Genomic DNA, 19,923 nt, shown 5'->3' on the forward strand with positions numbered 1-19,923 from the left:
ACCGGATGTCTTCCATCCTCGCAGAAACACCCAGCGCGGCGACATGGGACAACCATGTGCGCGTGACCTATGCCGACGCGCAGCGCCGCGACGCCTATCTGCCTTCGTTCTGCGTGCAGAACCACGCAGCGAATCTGCATGCGTTGCCGAACGGCGACCTGTTGTGCGTCTGGTTCGGCGGCACGCAAGAGGGCATTCCCGATGTGTCGGTCTATATGTCGCGGTTGCGAGCCGGCAGTGGCGTGTGGAGCGAGCCGCAAAAGCTGTCGGACGATCCGACGCGCTCGGAACAGAACCCCGTGCTGTTCACCGCGCCCGACGGCCGGCTCTGGCTCACCTACACCGCGCAGTTGTCGGGACACCAGAACACCGCGATCGTGCGCCGCCGTATCTCGTCCGATGGCGGTCTCACGTGGGGGCCGATCGAAACGCTGTTCGACCGGCCGGGCACCTTCGTGCGCCAGCCGATCGTCGTGCTGCCCGACGGCGCATGGCTGTGTCCGGTGTTCATGTGCCGCACGGAACCCGGCGAGCGTTGGGTCGGCAACAACGACATCAGCGCGGTGCTGATTTCGGAAGACGAGGGCCGCTCGTGGCGCGAACACGAGGTGCCCGAGAGCGTGGGCTGCGTGCACATGAATGTGCAGCTGCTGGCCGACGGTTCGCTGCTCGCGCTGTTTCGCAGCCGTTGGGCGGATTCGATCTACGCGAGCCGCTCGAAAGACGGCCGCACGTGGAGCGCGCCGCAAGCGACCGATTTGCCGAACAACAATTCGTCGATCCAGTTCGTTGCGCTGAAGAACGGCCATCTCGCGCTGGTGTTCAACGAAAGCGATGCTTCGCATAGTACGGAGCGGCGTGCGTCGCTATACGACGACATCGAGGATTCCGAAGATAGCGGCGCGCTGCGCGACCAGGGCGCGTCGACGCGCGGCACGGCCGTGTGGGGCGTGCCGCGCTCGCCGATGTCGCTGGCGATCTCCGAGGACGGCGGCCACACCTGGACGCGCCGGCGCGCGCTGGAAATCGGCGACGGTTATTGCATGACGAACAACTCGGCGGAGCAGCGCAACCGTGAGTATTCGTATCCGTCGATCGTGCAATCGGCCGACGGCGCATTGCATATCGCTTTCACGTACTTTCGCCAACGCATCAAATACGTATGCGTCGACGAAGCGTGGGTGCGCGGCTGACACGTTAGCGCGGGAGCTGGATCGGAGCGAACCGCAAGGGACCACGGCGTGCGATGGAAATTCGCTACACTAGGCGCACTTATTGGCGCGCCTCTTGCGCGCCGTCGCTAAACCGGTTCCTCCGATCCAAGATCATGAAAGTTGCGAAACGCCGCGAGGCGATGCTTCACGCTGTGCTGGGCGGGATGACAGATGTCGGGACGTTGTGCGAGCACTTCGGCATGTCCGAGGCAACGGTGCGGCGCGATCTGCGGGCGCTCGCGGAAGGCCGCCAGATCCTGCGCACCTACGGCGGCGCGGCCGCGGTGAGCGCGCATGAACCCGAGGCCTCGCTCGACGAGCGCAGCGAAAGCTTTCGCGAGCAGAAAGATGCGATTGCACGCGCCGCGCTCGCGCATGTGCAGGAAGACGACACGCTGTTTCTCGACGGCGGCACCACCACGGCGGCGCTCGCGCGTCAGTTGATCGGACAGCGCTCGGTGCATGTGGTGACGAACAACCTGCTGGTGGTCGGCGCGCTGGCGTCGAGCAAGGTGCGCGTGACGCTGGTGGGCGGCGACATCCGTTCTTCGAGCATGAGTACGCTCGGGCCGCTCGCGCAACTGGCATTGAGCCGCCTCACGTTCGACAAGGCGTTTCTCGGCGCCGACGGCGTAACGGCGGCGCGTGGCTTGTGCGAGGCGACGGCGGAGCAGGCGTATCTGAAGGAATGCGTGATTCGTCAGGCTGCGAGCGTGTTCGTGCTGGTGACAGCCGACAAACTCGGGCGCGCCAGCCAGCAGCACTGGACGCCCCTCGAACGCGAGTGGACGCTGATTACCGATGACGCGGCCGAGCCGCATGAACTGGCCTTGTTCGACGAACGAGGCGAGGTGACGGTGGAGACGGTAGCGGTTCGATAAGCGTTTCCGGCGTCTCCTCTTTACGATTATCCAGGGGGAGTGAAGTGGAAACGACGACACAGGTGAAGCAACGGCATGCCGTGGTGACAGGAGCCTCGTCGGGTATCGGCCTGGCGATCACTCAACGTTTGCTGAACGAAGGGTGGCGCGTGACCGGCTTGTGCCGCCGGTCGGCGACGCAAGCCGTCGAACATCTGACCATCGTTCCCGTCGACGTGACGGACTTCGCGGCGCTCGCACCGGTTGTCGAATCGATCGGCGCATGCGATGCGTTCGTGCATGCCGCCGGCTTCATGAGAACAGCGCCGCTCGGCGAACTCTCCGCCGACGACGGCGCCGCGATGTGGCGCATCCACGTCGATTCGGCCGCATTTCTCGCCAACGCCTTGCTGCCGAATATGCCGGCGGGCGGCCGTATCGTGCTGATCGGCAGCCGGACCGCGAACGGCGCGCCTACGCGCAGCCAATACGCGGCCACCAAAGCGGCGCTGGTCGGCATGGCCCGCTCCTGGGCGGCCGAACTTGCGCCGCGCGGCATCACGGTCAACGTGGTCGCTCCCGGCGTGACCGATACACCCTTGCTGCGCGATCCCGCGCGCGCGGGCACTCCACCGAAAATGCCGCCGCTCGGCCGCTTCGTTCAACCGTCGGAAGTGGCCGGTTTGACCGCATTCCTGTTGGGGCCGGAGGGCGGGTCCATTACCGGTCAACAGATTGTGATGTGCGGCGGCGGGTCTCTTTGAATGCGGCGGCGCCGCGGTCTTCCTGGCGAGCAACGCCTCGAACTTCGTCAATGGCCACGTTCTTTACGTGGACGGCGGCGTGACCGCCACGCTGTAGCCTGTCGATGAGGCATCGCGCCGCGAGACTATCTCGCGGCCGGTCCCGTCGATTGCCTCAGCTGAAACAACGCATGCACCTCCTGCCCGTGCAGCGGACGCTTGCCGTCGAGCGTGTCGAGCAGATACTGCGCCGCAAGCCGGCCGATCTCGTAGGTGTCGACGCGCATGGTGGTCAGCGCGGGGCGGATCTCCCGCGCCATTTCCAGATCGTCGAATCCGGTGACGGACAATTCGCCCGGAATCGCAATGCCCAGTTCCTCGGCCTCGCGCAACACGCCCAGCGCGATAGCGTCGTTGCCGCAGACGATCGCGGTGGGACGCTCGCCCGACGCTTGCCAGATCGTGCGCAGACTGCGGCGCCCGAATCCCATCGTCGATTCGCCTTCAAACATATGCTCCGGCCGCACCGCGAGGCCGTGACGTTCGAGGGTCGCGCGAATGCCCGCGACGCGTGCCTGCACGCGGTCGTTGTCGCGCGTCGGCTGGATGCAGACCGCGAACGCGCGGTGCCCAAGGCCGATAAGATGTTCGGTGATCTCCTCATAGGCCGCATGATTGTCGAAGCCGATGCAGGTGTGGGGACTGTCCTTGCGATACGCGTACGTCACCGCATACGGCACGCGGTAGAGCCGCAACGCATCGAACAGTTCGGGCGGATGAGCCTCGCCCACCACCGCCATCGCTTCCACGCCGCGCGCCAGCATCGCGCGCACCTGCATGAGCGCCTGCGCGGGGTCGTAATTCGAGCAGCCGAGCACCAGCGTGATGCCGCGCGCCGCGAACGCCGCCTGCATGCCGCTCACTTGTGAGGCGAACACGCGATCATCCAAAGTCGGAATGATGATGCCGGCGATGTGGCTGCGCGTGGAGGCGAGGGCGCGGCCCGCCGCATTCGGAAACCAGTTGAGCGCGAGCGCGGCATGCTCGACGCGCTCACGCACGTTCGCGGAGACCTTGTCCGGCTCGTTGTAGACCCGCGAGACGGTCGCGGTGGAGACGCCCGCGAGCTTGGCGACATCGGAAAGCACGCTGCGACCCGTGCCGCGGCGAGCGCGGTTCGTCTGGGTGCGGGCGGCGGCCGGCGGGTCGAGAGAGTCAGGCATCAGGTTGGAGCGCGCAGAGTGAATCGGGGAACGCCCGCCATCTTACCGCCGCGGACGCGCGCGACAGCGCCGGCGGACGCTCCTGTGACCTGGAAATCTTCCAGTCAAACGCTAGCGGACCGGGCGGTTCGCTCCGAGTGCCGCGATACGCCCACGGAAATGCTCAGTGCCGGCGACGATCTTGTCGAGCACCGCGTCCAGCGCCCAGAAGCGTTCGCGCACGTCGTAGTCGATCACGCGGCAGCGAATCGAGCCGAACGTGCCGATCCGTTGATGGTAGATCTTCGCGAGAGCCGGATAGCCGAGCGATTCGGAGACGGCGGCGAGCACAAGAAACGTAGCCAGCTCTTCTGCCAGAACCGGGTCTTGCGCCGCATGGTTGCGCAGCCAGTTGTACAGATCCGGGTGGAAGTTGGTGAATACGCCGTTGAAGCCGGCGGAACCCGCCTTCATCGCGTCCCACGCGATGGCCGCATTGGCGTTCAGGATTTTCAGCGGCGAGCCTTCTGCCAGCGCGACGCGCCGTTTGACCGTGGCGAGATCGCAGCTCACGTCTTTCAGCATGATGAAGCGGGCGGTGTCGATGCACAGCTTGAGTTCGTCATCGGAGAGAAGACGGCGGTAGGGCGCGGGGCATTCGTACAAACCGAGCGGAATGTCGGACGGCAGGCGCGCGAGCAGTTGCCGGAGATTCGCCGTGAACGTCTCCGTGCCCTGCTGCTTCGGATCGAGCCGGTTCGTCACCAGCACGATGCCTTGTGCGCCGGTGCGTGCCGCGACGTTGAGTTCCTCGGCCTGCGCGTCGGGGTCGTCGCTGATATGGCCGGAGACGACGACCGGGATGCGGCCCGCCACCTTGTCGACGACGAAGCGTCCCAGCGCGCCCCGTTCGGCGAGCGTCAGGAACTGCATTTCACTCGACTGCGCGACGGCAAAGAGCGCATCCGATCCATGCGCGAGATACCACTCGATCAGGCGTTCGAGTCCGGCGTAATCGATGGCGCCGGCGTCGTCGAATGGCGTCAGCATCACGGGGACGATGCCTTCGATCGACGTGGCGGCTGGTTTGAAGGTGGTCATGCGCGTGATCTCCCTGCAAGGGTTCGTTGAGTCGGGGCGGCGCGCGCGTTTTACGCGGGCGCTCGCACGGGTTCGGTTTGGGCGGACGGGTCTTCGATCGGCTTGCGCACCAGCAGGAGGTAGCTCATCGCGCCGATGAAAGCGATGCCCGCGGCCGTGAGCAGCGCGGGGACGAACGACCAGCTCTGCGCGATATAGCCCGTCAGGATCGGGGCGAGCGCGCCGCCCAGAAAACCGCCGAAGTTCTGAATCGCGCCGAGCGAGCCGACGCGGTTCGGCGGCGCGGCGGCGGTGGCGAGCGCCCATGAACTGGCGGATGCGGCATTCGCCAGAAAGATCACCACCGAGATGCATACGATCGCGATCGTGTTGCTCTCGACGAGCGCCGCCGGAATCGTGAACGCGACCATGCCGAGCATGGCGATCACCACCGCATTGCGGCGGCTCGCAACTGGGCTCGTGCTGCGGCTCGTGATGAGATCGGAGAACCAGCCGGCCGTCAGCGAGCCCAGAAAACCGCAGAAGAACGGTATGGATGCCGCGACGCCCGTGTGCATCAGGCTCATGTGGCGTTCCATCGTCAGATAGCCGGGCAGCCACGTGAGGTACACCCAGTTCAGATAGACCGAGCCGAAGAAGCCGATCAGCATGCCCCACGTGGTGCCGTGCGAAAACAGCGAGCGCCATTCAGCGAAGGTGACCGTGGGTGCCGGCTTGCGGCCCGCTTCGTCGCCTTCGAGATAGTGCCGCTCGGCTTCGGTCATGGTCGCCTTGACGGGGTCGCGGTACACCGCGAGCCATACGAGCGCGACGACGAGACCGACCACGCCAGTCACGATGAAGGCCCAGCGCCAGTGAAACTGCACGACGAGAACCGAAAGGCACAGCGGCGCGAGCGCCGTGCCGAGCGGCGACGCCGAGTTGAAAATGCCGGTCGGTTTGCCGCGCGCGCGCAGCGGAAACCAGTTGCTGACCACCCGGGCCGCCGATGGAAACTGCGGCGCTTCGCCGATGCCCAGCACGATCCGCGCGAGGATGAACCAGCCGAAGGTGGAGACGAATCCGCCCGCCGCCTGCGCGAGCGACCAGACGATCAGGCCGATGCCGAGCAGCTTGCGCGGTCCGATGCGATCGACGAGGCCGCCCACCGGCAACTGGAACAGCGCGTAGCTCCACGAGAACGCGGAGAGCAGCAGTCCCATTTGTCCGAGCGACAGCCCGAGGTCGTGACGGATCAGCGGATTGGCGACCGCGAGCGTGCCGCGGTCCAGATAGTTGACGATGCCGCTCACCATCAGCAGTGTGAGCGCCACGATCTGGGCGCGGCGGATTCGCGGTGGCGCCTGCTCGAGGCTCGGTGTTGCGCTCATGATCGTTGTCTCCGTTTCATGTCTTCGGCGGGTGTGAGCAAGCCGCGCTGATGCGATGTCAGGCGGCCGGAATGTGCGCGTCTACGTCGGCGCGCGTTGGTCGAGGTCCGCGCGCTTTTGCGCATCGCGCTGAGTGTGGCGTCAACGTGGGTGAAGGCGGATACTTCGTTCCATCACCTATGTTAGCGCTTACATTAGGCTGCGCTTTTACGCGAATCACGGGATTTTGCTGGCAACTTCGCTTCACATGTCTAAATGATAGCGCTTACATTTTGTGCCTTTCTTCGAAGAGATTGCAAGCGATAGCGATGCGTTGAAGGGTAAACCCCGGCGATTGGCGGGCGAATGCCACGTTGCTGAAAGCGAAGGGGCGGCTGATCGCTCCTTCGCCCGCGCCAGACCGAATTTTCCGCCGGCGCATTCCGGGCTATGCTTATCGAATAAGTTGTCTGCCCTGCCCGCGATACAGGCGGACGGGGCCGCTTATCGACGACGACACGCAACCACTGACCCGACACGCGCGCAATTCAATGAAAGAGATCAGCGGTGACCCACGCAAGGCGCCGGCAGCCGCGACCCGGCAGGATGATGGGCGCCTCGAACTCCCCACGGCCGAGCCAGATGCGCTCATGCACCTGAAGAGCTACGCGCTCAACCTGGTCAGCGATGCTGCCTATCTGATCGACCAGCGCGCATGCTTCATCTACGTCAATGAGGAGGCCTGCCGCATGCTCGGATACAGTCAGGCGCAGTTGCTGCGGATGCGCGTGATGGATATCGATCCCGAGTGGAACTTTGAACGGTGGCTCGACGTCTGGAAAGAGTTGCGCGAGAACGGCTCGATAATGATCGAGTCGATGCAGCGGCGGCAGGACGGCACGACGTTGCCGGTCGAGATCAGCGCGAGCTATTTCGAGTACGAAGGCCAACCGTATAACCTCGCGCTCGTGCGCGATATTACCGAGCGCAAGCGCACCGAGCAGCTCCTGATCGCGCAACTGGAACTCGAGGCGCAATTCCGCCGCCTCGCGGAAAGCACGCCCGATATCATTTGCCGGTATGACCTCGGCTGTCGGCTGGTTTATGCCAACTCCGGACTTGCCGCGATACTGCGCCGCCCCCTGCACGAAATGCTCGGCGCGACGCCGACCGAACATACCGCCGATCCCCAGTTCGTCGCCTATCAGAATGCGCTGGCGGCCACGCTGGCAACAGGCGCGGAACGCACGCACGAACTCACGTTGCGCAACGGCGCGAATGACGTGAGCTATCACCACGTCCGCATTCTCGCGGAGCGTGGGCTGCACGACGAGATCACGAGCGTGCTGGCGCTGGGGCGCGACATCACCGAACGCAAGAAGGCGGAAGAGCGCTTGCATGCGAGCGGGCAGGCATTCCGGGCGCTGGTCGAGCATTCGCCGGACTACATCGCGCGCTTCGACCGCGACTGCCGGCGCATCTACGCCAATCCGGCACTGAGCGCGATCTTGCCGCCGACGGCCGACGAAGCCACCGGCACGGCAAGCGTGGACGAGTCGCCAGTGGTCGATGTGCCACGGTATCGGGACCGGCTGCGGAGCGTTGTCGAGACCGGCACGGAGCGCATGGACGAAGTGCGGTTCCGTAACGCCAACGGCGAGGTGCGATGGGGGCATATGCGGATGGTGCCGGAGTTTGCCGCCGACGGCCAGGTCGCCACCGTGCTTGCCATATGCCGCGACATCGACGAACTCAAGCGCAGTGAGCAACTGTTTCGTACGCTGACCGAAAACGCGCCGGAGATGATCGTTCGCTACGACCGCAACTGTCGTTATAGCTACGTCAATCCGAGGTTCGAACAGGTCAACGGGATTCGCGCGGCGGACGCCATCGATAAAGCGCCTGCCGAGCTATCGGACAGTGTGATGCCCGAGTTGCGGATGATCACCGCCACGCTGGAGCAGGTGATGGCAAGCGGTATCGGCGCTAAGGTGGATCTCACGTCGGAGAAGAACGGCAAGCCAGTGGGCTGGCACGTTAGCGCGGTGCCCGAGCACGACGCTAACGGCGACATACGCGGTGCGCTGACGATCTGGACCGACATCACCGAGCGGATGGAGGCCGAACTCCGTTTGCGCGAATCGTATGCGCTGTTGCAGGAGTTGACGTCGTTACGCGAAACCGCGCGTGAGGAAGAGCGCAAGCGCATTGCCCGCGAGATGCACGACGAACTGGGACAGCAACTGACAGCGCTGCGGCTTGGTGTATCGGCCATGCGAATCGAGTTCGCGCAAGACGATCCGGCGCTGGCCGGGCGTTTCCGGGACCTGCTGGCGCTCGCCGACGACACCATGCAGGTGGTTCGCAATGTGGTCGCGTCGCTGCGTCCCGCCGCAATCGATGCCGGCATCGTCGCAGCGCTGGAGTGGCTGGCCGCCGAATTCTCGCGCGACGGCCGGGTGGCCTGCCATCTACGGATTCCTGACGATAGTCTGGTCCTCGACGAGGCGCGGGCAATCGCACTGTTTCGCATCGTGCAGGAGGCGCTCACGAATGTCGCGCGTCATGCCGCAGCGACCCAGGTCACGATTTCGCTCGAACGGACCGGACGCTGCTGGGTCCTCGAAATAAGCGACGACGGCTGCGGCTTCGATTCGATGGCGGCGCGGACGAAGTCGTTCGGGCTGGTGGGCATGAGAGAACGCGTACTGATGTTGGGCGGCGAGATTTCGGTGCTCAGCGCGCCGGGCAGCGGCACGTCGATCACCGTGTGCATACCGGCCGACGACGCTTCATAGCAGTCGAGAACCTGATCGAACCTTTAAGACGACTTCCGCAAACCGGCGACAATCGCGTTGATCTGCAGGTCGAAGCTTTCGAACCATACGCGCGCCACTTCCAGTTGCGCGTCGACGTCCTGAAAGTGGGACTGATGCACTTCGACGGCGCGCTCGGCTGCGGCGATTGCTTCAGGAGTCGTCTGCGAGCGAAACGCAAGCGCGGCCAGCGACTCGATCTCGCCGCGCTTGCTTCGACTTTGATGCATGAGTTCGATCAGCAGCGCCTTCAACATCTGCAACTGATCGTGCCAGTCGCTTTCCGCGCGATATAGCGCCGCGATGAGCGGACCTGCATCGTCCGCGAGCGAGATGTTGGCCGCGGTGGACGTGCCCTGCCGCATATGATCCAGCACCGCGAGGCAGCCCTCGGCGCGCTCGACCAGTTGCTGCGCTTTGTCATGCGCTTCGGCCATGCGCGTCTTGAGCGCCGTGGCGCGATCGCAAAGCCGCGCCTGTAGGACGAACGTGTGCGGCTTCACCTGTCAATGTCCATGTGTAGGATTCGTGAGTGGCGATGAATGACCCCGCCTGCAATTGCAAGGACGTCGCGCCGGGGGATTCGCGCCGCCTTTCCATGTATACGGCGACGCCCGAAGCAGCTTGATGTCAGGATTTCCTGATTTTTGGCCCTGGCATTTGTTTTTGCCAGCGGAAGAAAGTCGCCGCCGGCGACATCAGCGCATCCAGTACTCGTCTGGAATCCTCCGGTCGGCTTCGGAAAGGAAGGGGTTGTCGAGCGTGAAGGTCAACCGGGACGCGATATTTCCGCGCGCGAGCGCATCCTGAATGTAATGATGGGTGTTGAACAGCCTCATGTACGCGCCATTGCGATACGCGGCGACGAGCCCCGCTTCGATGGTCTGTGCCAGTGCTTCATGGCCCGCTGCAACATAGAAAATGAAATCCGATCGATACTTCAGCAACAGCCGGTTCTCGACCACGAGATCGGGCTCCAGGTGCTGGCGTCCTTCCAGTTCGGTAAATGCTTCCACTAAGCCGCGTGGGAAAAAGTCGACGCGGCCGCCCTGGGTCATCTCGAACATCGTGTCATAGGTCGAGGTCTGGACGTTCAGGCCGGCAGCTCTCAGGATTTTCGTATCGATCCAGCCGAGTCCCTGGCCGCACATGAACGCTTTGAGATCGGAGAAGCGTTCGACCTTGTCGAAATCGGCTTGCCGATCCTTCCGGATGAGGAACACCCGGTGGCCGATCAGACCACGGTGTATCGGAATCCGCACGACGTTCCGGCCGCGCTCGGCCTGCGCCTCCATGCTCGTCCAGTGCAGATTGATCATATTGTCGGGGCCGGCCAGTTCGGCAAGCGCGCGGCCGCGTTCCATTTCGATGTCGGCCGATCGCAACGTGTACGAGGCGTTGGCCGTTTTCATGGCGAGATCGAGCACGGCGAGCGCAAACGCGGCTTGCACGTCGCGGGTAGGCCGAATGCGGGGATAGACGATGTCGAAGTGGACGGATGGGTCGGCCGGGGCGGCGCGTGCCCGAAGCGTGCTGCCCGCCGCACTTAGCGCGGCCAGAACAAAGCGCCTGCGATGCATGAATGGATGGTTTCTCGAATCAGCCGTGACGCGCTCAAACAGGCGCTTGTCCGCACAGGTTCTTGCCTGACTGGTGTTTCATCGTGCCACGTCGTGCCTGTGCTGACAAATCGTGTAATCCCTTTGTCAGGCAGCGCGATGCGATCTGAAACAGGTCGACGCAAGGCCCCAGGCGCGCGAACGCTCGTGCACGGCCATTCAGGATTTCCTGACGGCATATTCAGCGGATCGGAAGTGCATTTTTCCGCGCTTCCTGACTGTGTGGCACTTTCGGCCTCCCTACGATGGTCTATCGAAATCGTCTATCTCTGTGGATCCGTTATGAACGGTCATTCGGAAAGCCGCGAAGTCGCGGTTGAATTCCTCAACGCCGGCTGCGAGCGCCTGTTCGACATCTGGTGTGAAAGCAGAAGCGTGATACCGCTCAGCTATCTGTTGCACTGCTGGCCGTTGCCGGATTGGGGGCACGCGTCCGTGAAAAAATTGTCGGACGGATTGCGCGAACTGCGGATGTCGAACCCCGACGCCCTTGGCGGCCGCGTGCGGCCGATCCTCGGCGAACTGACGTCATGCATCGATGAAATTCTGCTGTATCCGCGAATCTGCTTGCCGCCGGCGATCAACGATATGTCGCCTGTCGAATCGAACATGTACGTCATGTAGATTCACGTCAGTTCGATCGGAACGCGTTTCCCGGAAACACCACCGGCGCAGACCGGCAAATGAGAGTAACTGGCTGGCTGGGGCAGGCGAACGTCAAATCGCCACCCTGCCGATGCGGCGGCCAACAGATCTGGGCCGCGCAGCGCGCAACGAGTGCAGAATAGACGAAACAAGAACCGTAGCACTCGCGGGGATGTATGAAGCACAACCTGTTCGACGCATGGTGGAGTTTGATCGGCAGCTTCAGGAGTAGCCTCGTCTCGCGGCTTCTCGTGACTGTGCTGCTGGTCAGCTGCGTCGTCACCGTCTTGTTGACCGGATTGCAGCTTTACAGCGACTACTACCGGGGCGTGGAGCAGATTGAAAATCGCCTTGCGGACATTGATCGCAGCAATCGCGACAGTCTCGCGGAAGCGCTCTGGCGTCTGGATGGTTCGCAGCTGCAATTGGAGTTGAACGGCATTCTGCGTCTCCCGGACATTCGTGCCGTGGAAATTCGTGAGGCGGGCAAAGAGGGGCAATCTCCTTATCTGAGCGCGGGCCATCGCTCGGCCGGTCGGGTCATCGCCCGCGAATTCCCGCTCTACTACAGCGTGCAAGGCAAGCAGCGCGAGATCGGCAAGCTCTACGTCGAGGCCACGCTGCTCGACCTTTACCATGAACTGACGCGTACCGCGGTGATGATCCTGGTCACTCAGGCCGCCAACACCTTTCTCGTCTCGCTGTTCATCGTCTACATTCTGTCCCGTCTCGTGATGCGGCATGTCGCGGCCATCGCGCGCATGGTGGAGAACTACGATTTCCGTGAACCGCCCCGGCCGTTCAGTCTCCAGCGGCGCAAACGGCGTGAGCCGGACGAACTGGATCGCGTGGCGGCCGCATTCAATGCCATGGGCGCGCGGTTGTATTGCGCGTATCGCGACGAGCAGGACACGGCGGCTGAACGCGAAGCACGCAATCTGGCGGAGGCGGCCAACCGGGCCAAAGGCGAATTCCTCGCGAATATGAGCCATGAGTTGAGGACGCCGCTGAACGGCATTCTCGGCTACGCCCAGATCCTCGAACGCGATGACACGCTGAGCGAGCGGCAGCGCGAACGCGCTGCGTCCATTCGCCATAGTGGCGAACATCTGCTGACGTTGATTGAAGACACGCTCGATTTCGCGAGGATCGAAGCGGGCAAGCTGCGTGTCGAAATCGGTGACGTGCCGCTGGCGGGGTTTGTCGATGTCATTCGCGACATCATCGGCGTGAAAGCGGAGCAGAAGCGCCTCGACTTCATTTGCGACATCGGCGCAGAGGCGCCCGCCGGTGTCCGTGCCGATGAACGGCGCCTGCGCCAGGTCATGCTCAACCTGCTTGCCAACGCCGTGAAGTTCACCGATTCGGGGTGCGTCAGCCTGCATATCTCGCGGTCCGAGCCGAACCGTGTTCGTTTCGAAGTGCGCGACACGGGCATCGGCATTGGTCACGACCAGTTGAATACGATCTTCGAGCCGTTCGAGCAACTGGGCGCGGCCGAGCGGCGAGCCGGCGGGGCGGGACTTGGCCTCGCCATCAGCCGCGAATTCGTGCGAGCGATGGGCGGCGAGATCGAGGTGGAGAGCCAGATCGGGCAGGGCAGTACCTTCCGCTTCGAACTGCCGGCAGCGAACGTGGCACCCGTGTTGCGCAAGACGGCGGAGCCGGCGTCGCTCTCGTTCACCGCGACGGGCTACGAAGGGCCGCGCAGGAAGGTGCTGGTGGTCGACGACGTCGAGATCAATCGCGCGATCATCGTGGATCTGCTGGGCCGTCTCGGCTTCGATACCGTCGAGGCGGAAAACGGCCGCGAGGCGCTGGAGGTGGCGCAGCGCGAACAACCCGCGCTGGTTCTCACGGACATCGTGATGCCCGAGATGAACGGATTCGACCTGACACGCAACCTGCGCCAATCGCAGGAGTTCGCCAATGTCCCCATCGTTGCCATGTCTGCCAGCCCATCCGGGGTCAACCGGGTGATGAGCATTGAAGCGGGCGTCAACGCCTTCCTGCCCAAACCGGTCGACCTGGAAGCGCTGCTGGCACAAATTGCCACTTTGCTCGGACTGACGTGGAGCCATGCGTCGCAGCCGTCGTCCGCTCGCGCCGCGACGCCCGAAATCAGTCTTGCGGCTGTGCCCCAGCAACAGATGGAAGAACTGCATCACCTTGCCCGCCTTGGCGATATGCATGAAATTATCGTCTGGGCCGAGAGCGTGGCGGCGGGCGATTCACGTTATCGCTCGTTCACGGCGCAACTCTGCGCGCTCGCTCGCGACTACCAGTCGAAAGCCATTCTTAATCTGGTCGAGCGGCATCTGAATGTCGAGCCCAGGCCATGAACGAGCTCAACACGGAGGCCGGCGAACGGCCGACCATCCTGATCGCGGACGACACGCCGGCGAATTTCGGCGTGGTCGTGGAGAGCCTGACGGACCGCGGCTTTCGGGTACTCGTCGCGCTCGACGGCGAAGAGGCGCTCGAACGCGCGCTGTTTTCTCAACCCGACCTGATCCTGCTCGACGTGAAGATGCCCGGCATCGACGGTTTCGAGACCTGCCGGCGGCTCAAGGCGGATCCGCGCACGCGCGACATCGCGGTGATTTTCATGACCTCGCTGACCGGCGCGGAAGACATGGTCGAGGGTTTTTCGGCCGGCGGCGTCGATTACGTGGCCAAGCCTGTGCGCGTGAACGAAATGATGGCGCGCATCGAAACTCATCTCGCCTTGCGCGTGATGCACCGGCAGCTCGTCGCGCAGAACCGCCTGCTTCTGAACGAGATAGCGGTGCGCCAGCAGGCCGAGACGGAACTGTCGAGCGCGCGCGATGCGCTGGAACAGCAGGTCGAGCAGCGCACGCGGCAACTCGCGGAGTCGAACGCGCGGCTGTCCGCCCAGGTTGAAGAGCGCCTTCGGGCGGAAGCGAAATTACAGGCGAGCGAAGCGCGTTTCCGCACGATTGTCGAAACCAGCCCGATCCCGCTGTGCATCACGTCGATGCCCGAAGGCGTCATCCTGTACGTGAATGAGCCACTGCGAGAACTGTTCGGTCTCGATACCGGCATGCGCACGCTGACCAATATCGTCGACTTCTATATGGACCCTGTCGATCGTGACCGGCTCGTCTCGCATCTGCGCACGGAGGGCAGTTTCAACAACAGCGAAGTCCACATGCGGCGCGTGGACGGCTCCCCGTTCTGGGCCATGGCGACCGCGCGCGTCGCGACCTTCGGCGATGCTCCGGCGATCTACGTGGGCCTCAACGACATCACGTCGCGCAAACGTATCGAGCAGGAGCTGTTCGAATCGCGCAACCAGTTGCGCGAGTTGTCCGCGTATATGGAGGCGATTCGCGAGGAAGAGCGCAAGCGCATCGCCATGGAGATTCACGATGAACTCGGCCAGTTGCTGACCGCGTTGAAGATGGATGTCTCGCTGCTGAAAATGCGCCTCGGCCAGGATCCGGACGCGATGCGCAAAGCCGAGGACATGCGCGAACTCGTCGAAAGGACTATCTGGATGGTCCGCAATGTCGCGAACCATCTGCGGCCGGTGGCGCTGAACTTCGGGGTCGTGTCGGCATTGGAATGGCTCGTGGAGGACTTCATTCGGCGCCATGGCATTCCTTGCCAGTTGCATATCAACGGAGGCGAACCGGTGCTGCCGGAGACGTGCGCCACCGCGGTATTTCGTATCGTTCAGGCGTCGCTGACCAACGTCGGGCGCCACGCGCATGCAACGCGGGCCGACGTGACGCTGACCAGCACGGCGTCGGCGCTCAAACTTCACGTAAGCGACGACGGCTGCGGTTTCGATCCCGACATGGCGCGAACGGGGTATTCCTACGGACTGCTCGGCATGCAGGAGCGCGCGCGTCTGATCGGCGGCGCGATGACCATCGACAGTGCGCCGGGCATGGGCACCGCCATTTCCATTCACATTCCGCATACAGGCGGGGCAGAAAATGATCGACGTCCTGATTGCTGACGACCACGCCGTGGTGCGTGGCGGACTGAAACAGATTATCGCGACGACCACGGATATCGTCGTCGCCGCCGAAGCCGCGCAAGGTTCGGAAGTACTCGACCGGCTGCGCGCGAGGCGCTTCGATCTCGTGCTGCTGGACATGACGATGCCCGGCATCAGCGGAGTCGATCTGATCCGCCGCGTACGCCTCGAGCAGCCGCCCTTGCCGATCCTCGTGCTCAGTATCCATAACGAGGCGCAGGTCGTGTCGCGCGCGCTGCGCGCCGGCGCGACCGGTTATGTGACGAAAGACAGCGATCCGGACGTGCTGCTCGCGGCGATCCGTAAACTGGCCGGAGGCGGGCGATTCATCGACCCGAAACTGGTCGACGCCATGGTCTTCGAAACGCATTCCGGCGATGCGCCGCCGCACGAGGTGTTGTCCGACCGTGAATTTCAGGTATTACGGATGCTGGCGGCCGGTCAAAGCATCAACGAGATCGCCGAATCGTGTTCGCTCAGCGCCAAGACCATCAGCACCCACAAGATGCGTCTCATGCAAAAGCTTGGCCTGAACAACAACGCCGAGCTGATCCGGTATGCGATCAGGCACGGTCTGGTGACGGAGTGACAGAGCCTTTAGGGATATCCTGAGGCGCGAAGCAGCATTTCCCGAATCAACAATCCGGCGCTGCTGACTGAAGAATCCTCGCCGTTGTCCCACGATTGTCAAATGGGAACCTGAAGTGCGGGGGCAGATGTGGATGCGACAAAAAGCTCACTACGTGGACTGCGCGACAAATTATTGGCAACGGCGGGTACGCTACCAGTTCGTGTGCTTACGCTGCATGGTTCGCCGGACGGTCGGACTTGCCGGGTATGCGTCGAAATCAGGCGTCCGGACGGTCCGATCCTGCTGTTCTTCTTCCGGCACGACGACGGTACCTGGCACGTATTTCCGCCGGCAAAGGATCTGTGCAGAATGAGCTTTGAACCGCTCGCCAGTTGACGTGAACAAGGCCGCACAAAGGAGTTTATCGATGAACGCAGACAACCTGGGGACGCTGTCCGGCCACGAAACCGAATTGCGTGCGTGGCTGAGCGACTGGTACGACCACGCATTCGCGACCGGCTTCATCCGGCCGCCTTTCATACTCGACGACGCGACCGCTTTGAGGCTGGAAGGTTACTTCGACGTGGGCCTGACGCCCGCGGAGGGCGTCAACGCGATCTTCGGCGTGGTGCATTGACGCAGCGGACGCGCCGGGGCATCCGCCGCGTCGATGGGTCGCGTCGATGCGTCGCTTACCCCGCGCGCGTTTTTTGCTGCCGGACGTCGCTGTCCAGTTCGGCGGCGTTGCCGTCTTCACCGCTTTCCTCGTCGATCCACCGCCAGGCCCATTCGAGCGCGTATTGCTGTGCCGTCTCGCAATTCTTGAAGCTCGGACCGATCAGCCCTGAGCGCGCGACTCGCCGATCGTCGCGCACGATCTCGGTCCATCCGCGGAAACGGGCGTTCGCCAGCCGATCGGCGGCAATGTAGATGACGTAGCCGCGCGGGTCGGATTCGGTTCGGCCTTTCGACGCGAGGCCCATCCACGGCGACGCGACTCGATGAACGGCAGGGAGGTGTGTCACCGGCGCGCGGGGTTCGACGCGCTCGGGTATGGCATGCTCGGAGTTGGCGGGGTGCGGGAGATCGCGTGCGAGATCCTTGAAAATATCCGCCGTTTGGGACGACTGCCATGTCTCGCGCGATGTCTGCCACGACGCCTGATCTCTCCAGAACACCCGCCGAAAACCTTCGTCTCGAGTCTGGCGGTCGATGCCGCGCGTCACGGCGTTGCGGCGTTCCAGTGTCAATTGCGGACCGCACCGAAACGTGCGGCCGCTGCTCGAAAGGATCCGGTACATCTGCGCAAGGGCGCCGCTCGAACGCCACGCCTCGAAGCGGTGCCGGCACGTCGGCACCGACGGATAGTGGCTTGGCAACGTGGACCAGGGATCGCCGGTTGTGAGTACCCACAGCACGGCATTCGCCACCGCGCGAACCGCTGCGCGTGGCCGGCCGCGCTGCCGGTGTATAAGCGGGGGATCGGCCAGGACGGGCGCGAGCAGCAGCCACTCTTCGTCACTGATTTCGTTGAAATGCACGCTGTCCTCCCCTACTTATTGCATTGCGCGGGCCCGGCTGTCGCCGTTCGCGCTACCAGCCGCTCGTCGCCGACGTTGGCAGGGAGGAAAGGATCAGCAGATCGTCGACACAATCCGATAGCTCGCAGACTTCCTGAAAGGCGGCGTCGTTGGAATCGTGCAGATGTTGCCGTCTGAGCTCACGCAACGCGGTTCCGAGACGCCGGAGGGTGTCGGGGTCGCCGTTCGTCATCGGCCAGCCTTTTAGCAGATACGTCAGCGGCACGACGCTTCTGGTTTCGCACCACCGGTCGAAGAGGCGCAAGCACATCGCATTGACGTGCTCGATCGAATTTTCTCTTTCAGACAGATACGGAACCATGGCAGCACTCGGACGAAGGACGATCGGCGTGCGTTCATCGTATGCGGCCAGTTTTCGCAGTGCTGTCAGGAGATCAAGAAAATGAGTGGGGTCGATGCTGAACTTCGGGTCAGGAAATCCTTAGTCGGCCAGGTCTGCGTCTGCCGATGACCGGCTATATCGACGCAAAGAGCGGACGCGCCCGCACTACTGCAGTTTCCAGAGTATCGCCGATATCGTGCCTTCGTCCTGAAACACCGCGAGCACGTCGCTGATGCCCGAAATAGGAACGTTGTTCACCGTCAGTACGAACGCGATCCGGTGGCCGCTTTTCGCATCGATATAGCCGGCGAGGGATTGTCCTCTCAGGAACGGCAGCGATGGCGTGTTTGGGTTCTCCGTGACGTAAGTGCCAGTTTTCGCGTGCACCTGGCCTTTCGCCCCTGCAAGCGTCGCATCGGATTCGAAGGCGGTGATGGTGGCCAGCGATCCGTCCACGCCCAGCACCGGCAACGCGTCGAAAAAGGGCGAAAAGACCTGCGTCGTGCTCATGCCTCTGAGCATGGCGATGACGGCCGTGCCGCTCGCCGTCGAGTCGCCGCCGCCACTGCCATCGATGAAGTGATACTGGCTCGACGGGATCTTGAACGTGTTCGAGAGTTGGACCTGTTCCGCCGCTAGCGCGCCGGTCAGCGTCGTCGAGCCGTCGCGTGCGAGACCGAACAGCATGAGGCTGGTGTCGGCACCGATGTTATAGCTGACCTTCATGACGTATCTGACGTATTGCTCATACGGTTGCGAAGTGAGTTGCGCAACCTGCATCGCGCTCGAATACGAGCCTCGCGCGGGCAGCAACTGAACCGGATTGGCGGCGACGGGCGTCGCCGAAACCGTGACACCCGCGCGCGCCAGCGCTTCGATGAACACGGTGCGAGCGTAATTGGAAGGCTGGGTCACGCGGAACGTGCGGATCAGCGGGTAGGCGTTCGTCAGTGGCGGCGTAAAACCCGCCGGCACGTTGCCGGTTATGTTGCCGATACAACCCGGCGAGCCGATGCACAACGGCAGTTCCGGTGCGAGTTCGATGTCCAGCTGCGAGGCCGCGCTGCCCGTCGCTAGCGTGGATTGCACGCTGAACGCGGCTGTTTTGGGCCGCCAGTCGAACGGAACGGCCGAGCCTTCGGCGCTCTGGTTCAGGGTGACGTCGACCACGTCGTCATTGACGAAGATCGGCCGCACGTTGAATTCACCGCGAAAGTCAAAGGGCTCGAAAAGCCGGTCGTCGATCACGACATCGCCATTGATCGTTTTGATGCCCGCAGCCGCCACCTGCGCCGCGAGGGAATTGAAGCCGGCGAGCGGATCGGGCGTGGCGAGTATGGCGTTGCCCAGCGAGTTGGCCTCGTTGTGATCGAAGTTCGTGATGGCGATCGTGCCGTCCGGGTTGGCCCGGCCGCCCATGGTCAGGTCGCCGCTTGCCAGCAGGATCAGATTGCCGGTGAGGGTGCCGCCCGCATCGAGCGTGCCCTGCCGGTAGACCGGCGTGACGAACTGGTGCCGCGCACCCAGTTGATTCAGTGCGGAGCCGACCGAAAAGAGCTTGCGCACTGAGCCGATCAACATCTGGGCGCTCGAATTCAGGTCGTAGATCACATGGCCCGAGCCGAGATCGACCACCTGCATCGACCAGGTCGCGTTCTTGTAGACCGGTTTTTGCATCACCTGCATGATCGAATCGGGGACCGTGGGACTCGAACTGAGCGAATCGCCGCACGACACCAGCAGAGCGGCGCCCGCGATTGCGGTCCACCGCTTCCACTGTCGATCCATTGTCGGGCTCATGGCATGTCTCCGGCGTTGGCTGGACTTGACCGCACTTGATTGTTCGTTAAGCGGCTCGACTCGCAGCGTAT

At 63.3% G+C, this 19,923-nt stretch carries 17 protein-coding genes and 1 pseudogene; 10 read left to right on the top strand and 8 right to left on the bottom strand.

Features of this window, described 5'->3' with window-relative positions; all coding sequences use genetic code 11:
- Positions 1 to 5 precede the first annotated feature (5 nt).
- The 4 genes and pseudogenes from B0G73_RS20745 to B0G73_RS20760 all read left to right on the top strand — a co-directional run.
- The gene (locus B0G73_RS20745; RefSeq protein ID WP_106283153.1) at positions 6 to 1,193 is read left to right on the top strand and encodes an exo-alpha-sialidase; all 1,188 of its coding nucleotides are present in this window, start codon (positions 6 to 8) and stop codon (positions 1,191 to 1,193) included.
- 134 nt (positions 1,194 to 1,327) lie between these two features.
- On the top strand, positions 1,328 to 2,095 hold the full coding sequence (locus B0G73_RS20750) for a DeoR/GlpR family DNA-binding transcription regulator (protein WP_106283154.1): 768 nt from the start codon (positions 1,328 to 1,330) through the stop codon (positions 2,093 to 2,095).
- Positions 2,096 to 2,139: 44 nt separating this feature from the next.
- A complete protein-coding gene (locus B0G73_RS20755; protein WP_106283155.1) occupies positions 2,140 to 2,838 on the top strand; it encodes an SDR family NAD(P)-dependent oxidoreductase in 699 nt (232 codons plus the stop codon).
- Positions 2,839 to 2,848: 10 nt separating this feature from the next.
- Positions 2,849 to 2,935 (top strand): annotated as a pseudogene (locus B0G73_RS20760) (SDR family oxidoreductase); the annotation flags it as partial.
- Between the two features lie 28 nt (positions 2,936 to 2,963).
- On the opposite strand, the gene B0G73_RS20765 reads toward B0G73_RS20760, so the two are convergent.
- The 3 genes from B0G73_RS20765 to B0G73_RS20775 all read right to left on the bottom strand — a co-directional run bounded on the left by B0G73_RS20765 (position 2,964) and on the right by B0G73_RS20775 (position 6,490).
- Complete coding sequence (locus tag B0G73_RS20765; RefSeq protein WP_181196606.1) at positions 2,964 to 4,040, bottom strand: LacI family DNA-binding transcriptional regulator; 1,077 nt, start codon at positions 4,038 to 4,040, stop codon at positions 2,964 to 2,966.
- A gap of 111 nt (positions 4,041 to 4,151) precedes the next feature.
- The gene (locus B0G73_RS20770) at positions 4,152 to 5,120 is read right to left on the bottom strand and encodes a dihydrodipicolinate synthase family protein (RefSeq protein WP_106283156.1); all 969 of its coding nucleotides are present in this window, start codon (positions 5,118 to 5,120) and stop codon (positions 4,152 to 4,154) included.
- A gap of 50 nt (positions 5,121 to 5,170) precedes the next feature.
- On the bottom strand, positions 5,171 to 6,490 hold the full coding sequence (locus tag B0G73_RS20775) for an MFS transporter (protein ID WP_106283157.1): 1,320 nt from the start codon (positions 6,488 to 6,490) through the stop codon (positions 5,171 to 5,173).
- A gap of 530 nt (positions 6,491 to 7,020) precedes the next feature.
- Here B0G73_RS20775 and B0G73_RS20780 point away from each other — a divergent pair.
- Positions 7,021 to 9,267 (top strand): PAS domain S-box protein, encoded by a 2,247-nt coding sequence (locus tag B0G73_RS20780; RefSeq protein WP_258193393.1) that lies wholly within the window; start codon positions 7,021 to 7,023, stop codon positions 9,265 to 9,267.
- Between the two features lie 23 nt (positions 9,268 to 9,290).
- Here the strand turns inward: B0G73_RS20780 and B0G73_RS20785 are convergent, their stop codons facing one another.
- Both B0G73_RS20785 and B0G73_RS20790 read right to left on the bottom strand, forming a co-directional pair.
- Positions 9,291 to 9,788: a hypothetical protein gene (locus B0G73_RS20785; RefSeq protein ID WP_106283158.1), complete on the bottom strand. Its 498-nt coding sequence runs from the start codon at positions 9,786 to 9,788 to the stop codon at positions 9,291 to 9,293.
- 195 nt (positions 9,789 to 9,983) lie between these two features.
- Positions 9,984 to 10,865, bottom strand: a complete 882-nt coding sequence (locus B0G73_RS20790) for a hypothetical protein (RefSeq protein WP_106283159.1) — start codon at positions 10,863 to 10,865, stop codon at positions 9,984 to 9,986.
- Between B0G73_RS20790 and B0G73_RS41345 the strand changes: the two genes are divergently transcribed.
- The 5 genes from B0G73_RS41345 to B0G73_RS20820 all read left to right on the top strand — a co-directional run bounded on the left by B0G73_RS41345 (position 10,860) and on the right by B0G73_RS20820 (position 16,766).
- Positions 10,860 to 11,528: a hypothetical protein gene (locus tag B0G73_RS41345; RefSeq protein ID WP_258193394.1), complete on the top strand. Its 669-nt coding sequence runs from the start codon at positions 10,860 to 10,862 to the stop codon at positions 11,526 to 11,528. The genes B0G73_RS20790 and B0G73_RS41345 overlap by 6 nt on opposite strands.
- A 197-nt stretch (positions 11,529 to 11,725) precedes the next feature.
- Positions 11,726 to 13,891, top strand: a complete 2,166-nt coding sequence (locus B0G73_RS20800; RefSeq protein WP_106283161.1) for an ATP-binding protein — start codon at positions 11,726 to 11,728, stop codon at positions 13,889 to 13,891.
- Positions 13,888 to 15,537 carry a response regulator gene (locus B0G73_RS20805; protein WP_106283162.1) on the top strand — a complete coding sequence of 550 codons (1,650 nt, stop codon included), beginning with the start codon at positions 13,888 to 13,890 and terminating at the stop codon, positions 15,535 to 15,537. The genes B0G73_RS20800 and B0G73_RS20805 overlap by 4 nt, the downstream gene beginning before the upstream one ends.
- Positions 15,515 to 16,147 (top strand): response regulator transcription factor, encoded by a 633-nt coding sequence (locus B0G73_RS20810; RefSeq protein WP_106283163.1) that lies wholly within the window; start codon positions 15,515 to 15,517, stop codon positions 16,145 to 16,147. The genes B0G73_RS20805 and B0G73_RS20810 overlap by 23 nt, the downstream gene beginning before the upstream one ends.
- A gap of 409 nt (positions 16,148 to 16,556) precedes the next feature.
- Positions 16,557 to 16,766: a hypothetical protein gene (locus B0G73_RS20820; RefSeq protein ID WP_012428068.1), complete on the top strand. Its 210-nt coding sequence runs from the start codon at positions 16,557 to 16,559 to the stop codon at positions 16,764 to 16,766.
- Positions 16,767 to 16,821: 55 nt separating this feature from the next.
- Here B0G73_RS20820 and B0G73_RS20825 read toward each other — a convergent pair whose 3' ends face one another.
- From B0G73_RS20825 to B0G73_RS20835, 3 genes are all read right to left on the bottom strand, one after another.
- Positions 16,822 to 17,670 carry a transposase gene (locus tag B0G73_RS20825; RefSeq protein ID WP_258193395.1) on the bottom strand — a complete coding sequence of 283 codons (849 nt, stop codon included), beginning with the start codon at positions 17,668 to 17,670 and terminating at the stop codon, positions 16,822 to 16,824.
- 52 nt (positions 17,671 to 17,722) lie between these two features.
- Positions 17,723 to 17,980, bottom strand: coding sequence for a hypothetical protein (locus tag B0G73_RS20830; protein WP_308706148.1), 258 nt, complete (start codon positions 17,978 to 17,980; stop codon positions 17,723 to 17,725).
- A gap of 237 nt (positions 17,981 to 18,217) precedes the next feature.
- Positions 18,218 to 19,852 (bottom strand): D-alanyl-D-alanine carboxypeptidase/D-alanyl-D-alanine-endopeptidase, encoded by a 1,635-nt coding sequence (locus B0G73_RS20835; RefSeq protein ID WP_106283166.1) that lies wholly within the window; start codon positions 19,850 to 19,852, stop codon positions 18,218 to 18,220.
- Between the last annotated feature and the right edge of the window lie 71 nt (positions 19,853 to 19,923).

The organism is Paraburkholderia sp. BL25I1N1, assembly GCF_003002025.1.
Lineage (GTDB): Bacteria > Pseudomonadota > Gammaproteobacteria > Burkholderiales > Burkholderiaceae > Paraburkholderia.

Coding starts and splice junctions, on each gene's coding strand:
- B0G73_RS20745 (WP_106283153.1), top strand. CDS start 6: ATGTCTTCCATCCTCGCAGAAACACCCAGCGCGGCGACATGGGACAAC.
- B0G73_RS20750 (WP_106283154.1), top strand. CDS start 1,328: ATGAAAGTTGCGAAACGCCGCGAGGCGATGCTTCACGCTGTGCTGGGC.
- B0G73_RS20765 (WP_181196606.1), bottom strand. CDS start 4,040: ATGCCTGACTCTCTCGACCCGCCGGCCGCCGCCCGCACCCAGACGAAC.
- B0G73_RS20770 (WP_106283156.1), bottom strand. CDS start 5,120: ATGACCACCTTCAAACCAGCCGCCACGTCGATCGAAGGCATCGTCCCC.
- B0G73_RS20775 (WP_106283157.1), bottom strand. CDS start 6,490: ATGAGCGCAACACCGAGCCTCGAGCAGGCGCCACCGCGAATCCGCCGC.
- B0G73_RS20780 (WP_258193393.1), top strand. CDS start 7,021: ATGAAAGAGATCAGCGGTGACCCACGCAAGGCGCCGGCAGCCGCGACC.
- B0G73_RS41345 (WP_258193394.1), top strand. CDS start 10,860: ATGCATGAATGGATGGTTTCTCGAATCAGCCGTGACGCGCTCAAACAG.
- B0G73_RS20790 (WP_106283159.1), bottom strand. CDS start 10,865: ATGCATCGCAGGCGCTTTGTTCTGGCCGCGCTAAGTGCGGCGGGCAGC.
- B0G73_RS20800 (WP_106283161.1), top strand. CDS start 11,726: ATGAAGCACAACCTGTTCGACGCATGGTGGAGTTTGATCGGCAGCTTC.
- B0G73_RS20805 (WP_106283162.1), top strand. CDS start 13,888: ATGAACGAGCTCAACACGGAGGCCGGCGAACGGCCGACCATCCTGATC.
- B0G73_RS20810 (WP_106283163.1), top strand. CDS start 15,515: ATGATCGACGTCCTGATTGCTGACGACCACGCCGTGGTGCGTGGCGGA.
- B0G73_RS20820 (WP_012428068.1), top strand. CDS start 16,557: ATGAACGCAGACAACCTGGGGACGCTGTCCGGCCACGAAACCGAATTG.
- B0G73_RS20830 (WP_308706148.1), bottom strand. CDS start 17,980: ATGTGCTTGCGCCTCTTCGACCGGTGGTGCGAAACCAGAAGCGTCGTG.
- B0G73_RS20835 (WP_106283166.1), bottom strand. CDS start 19,852: ATGAGCCCGACAATGGATCGACAGTGGAAGCGGTGGACCGCAATCGCG.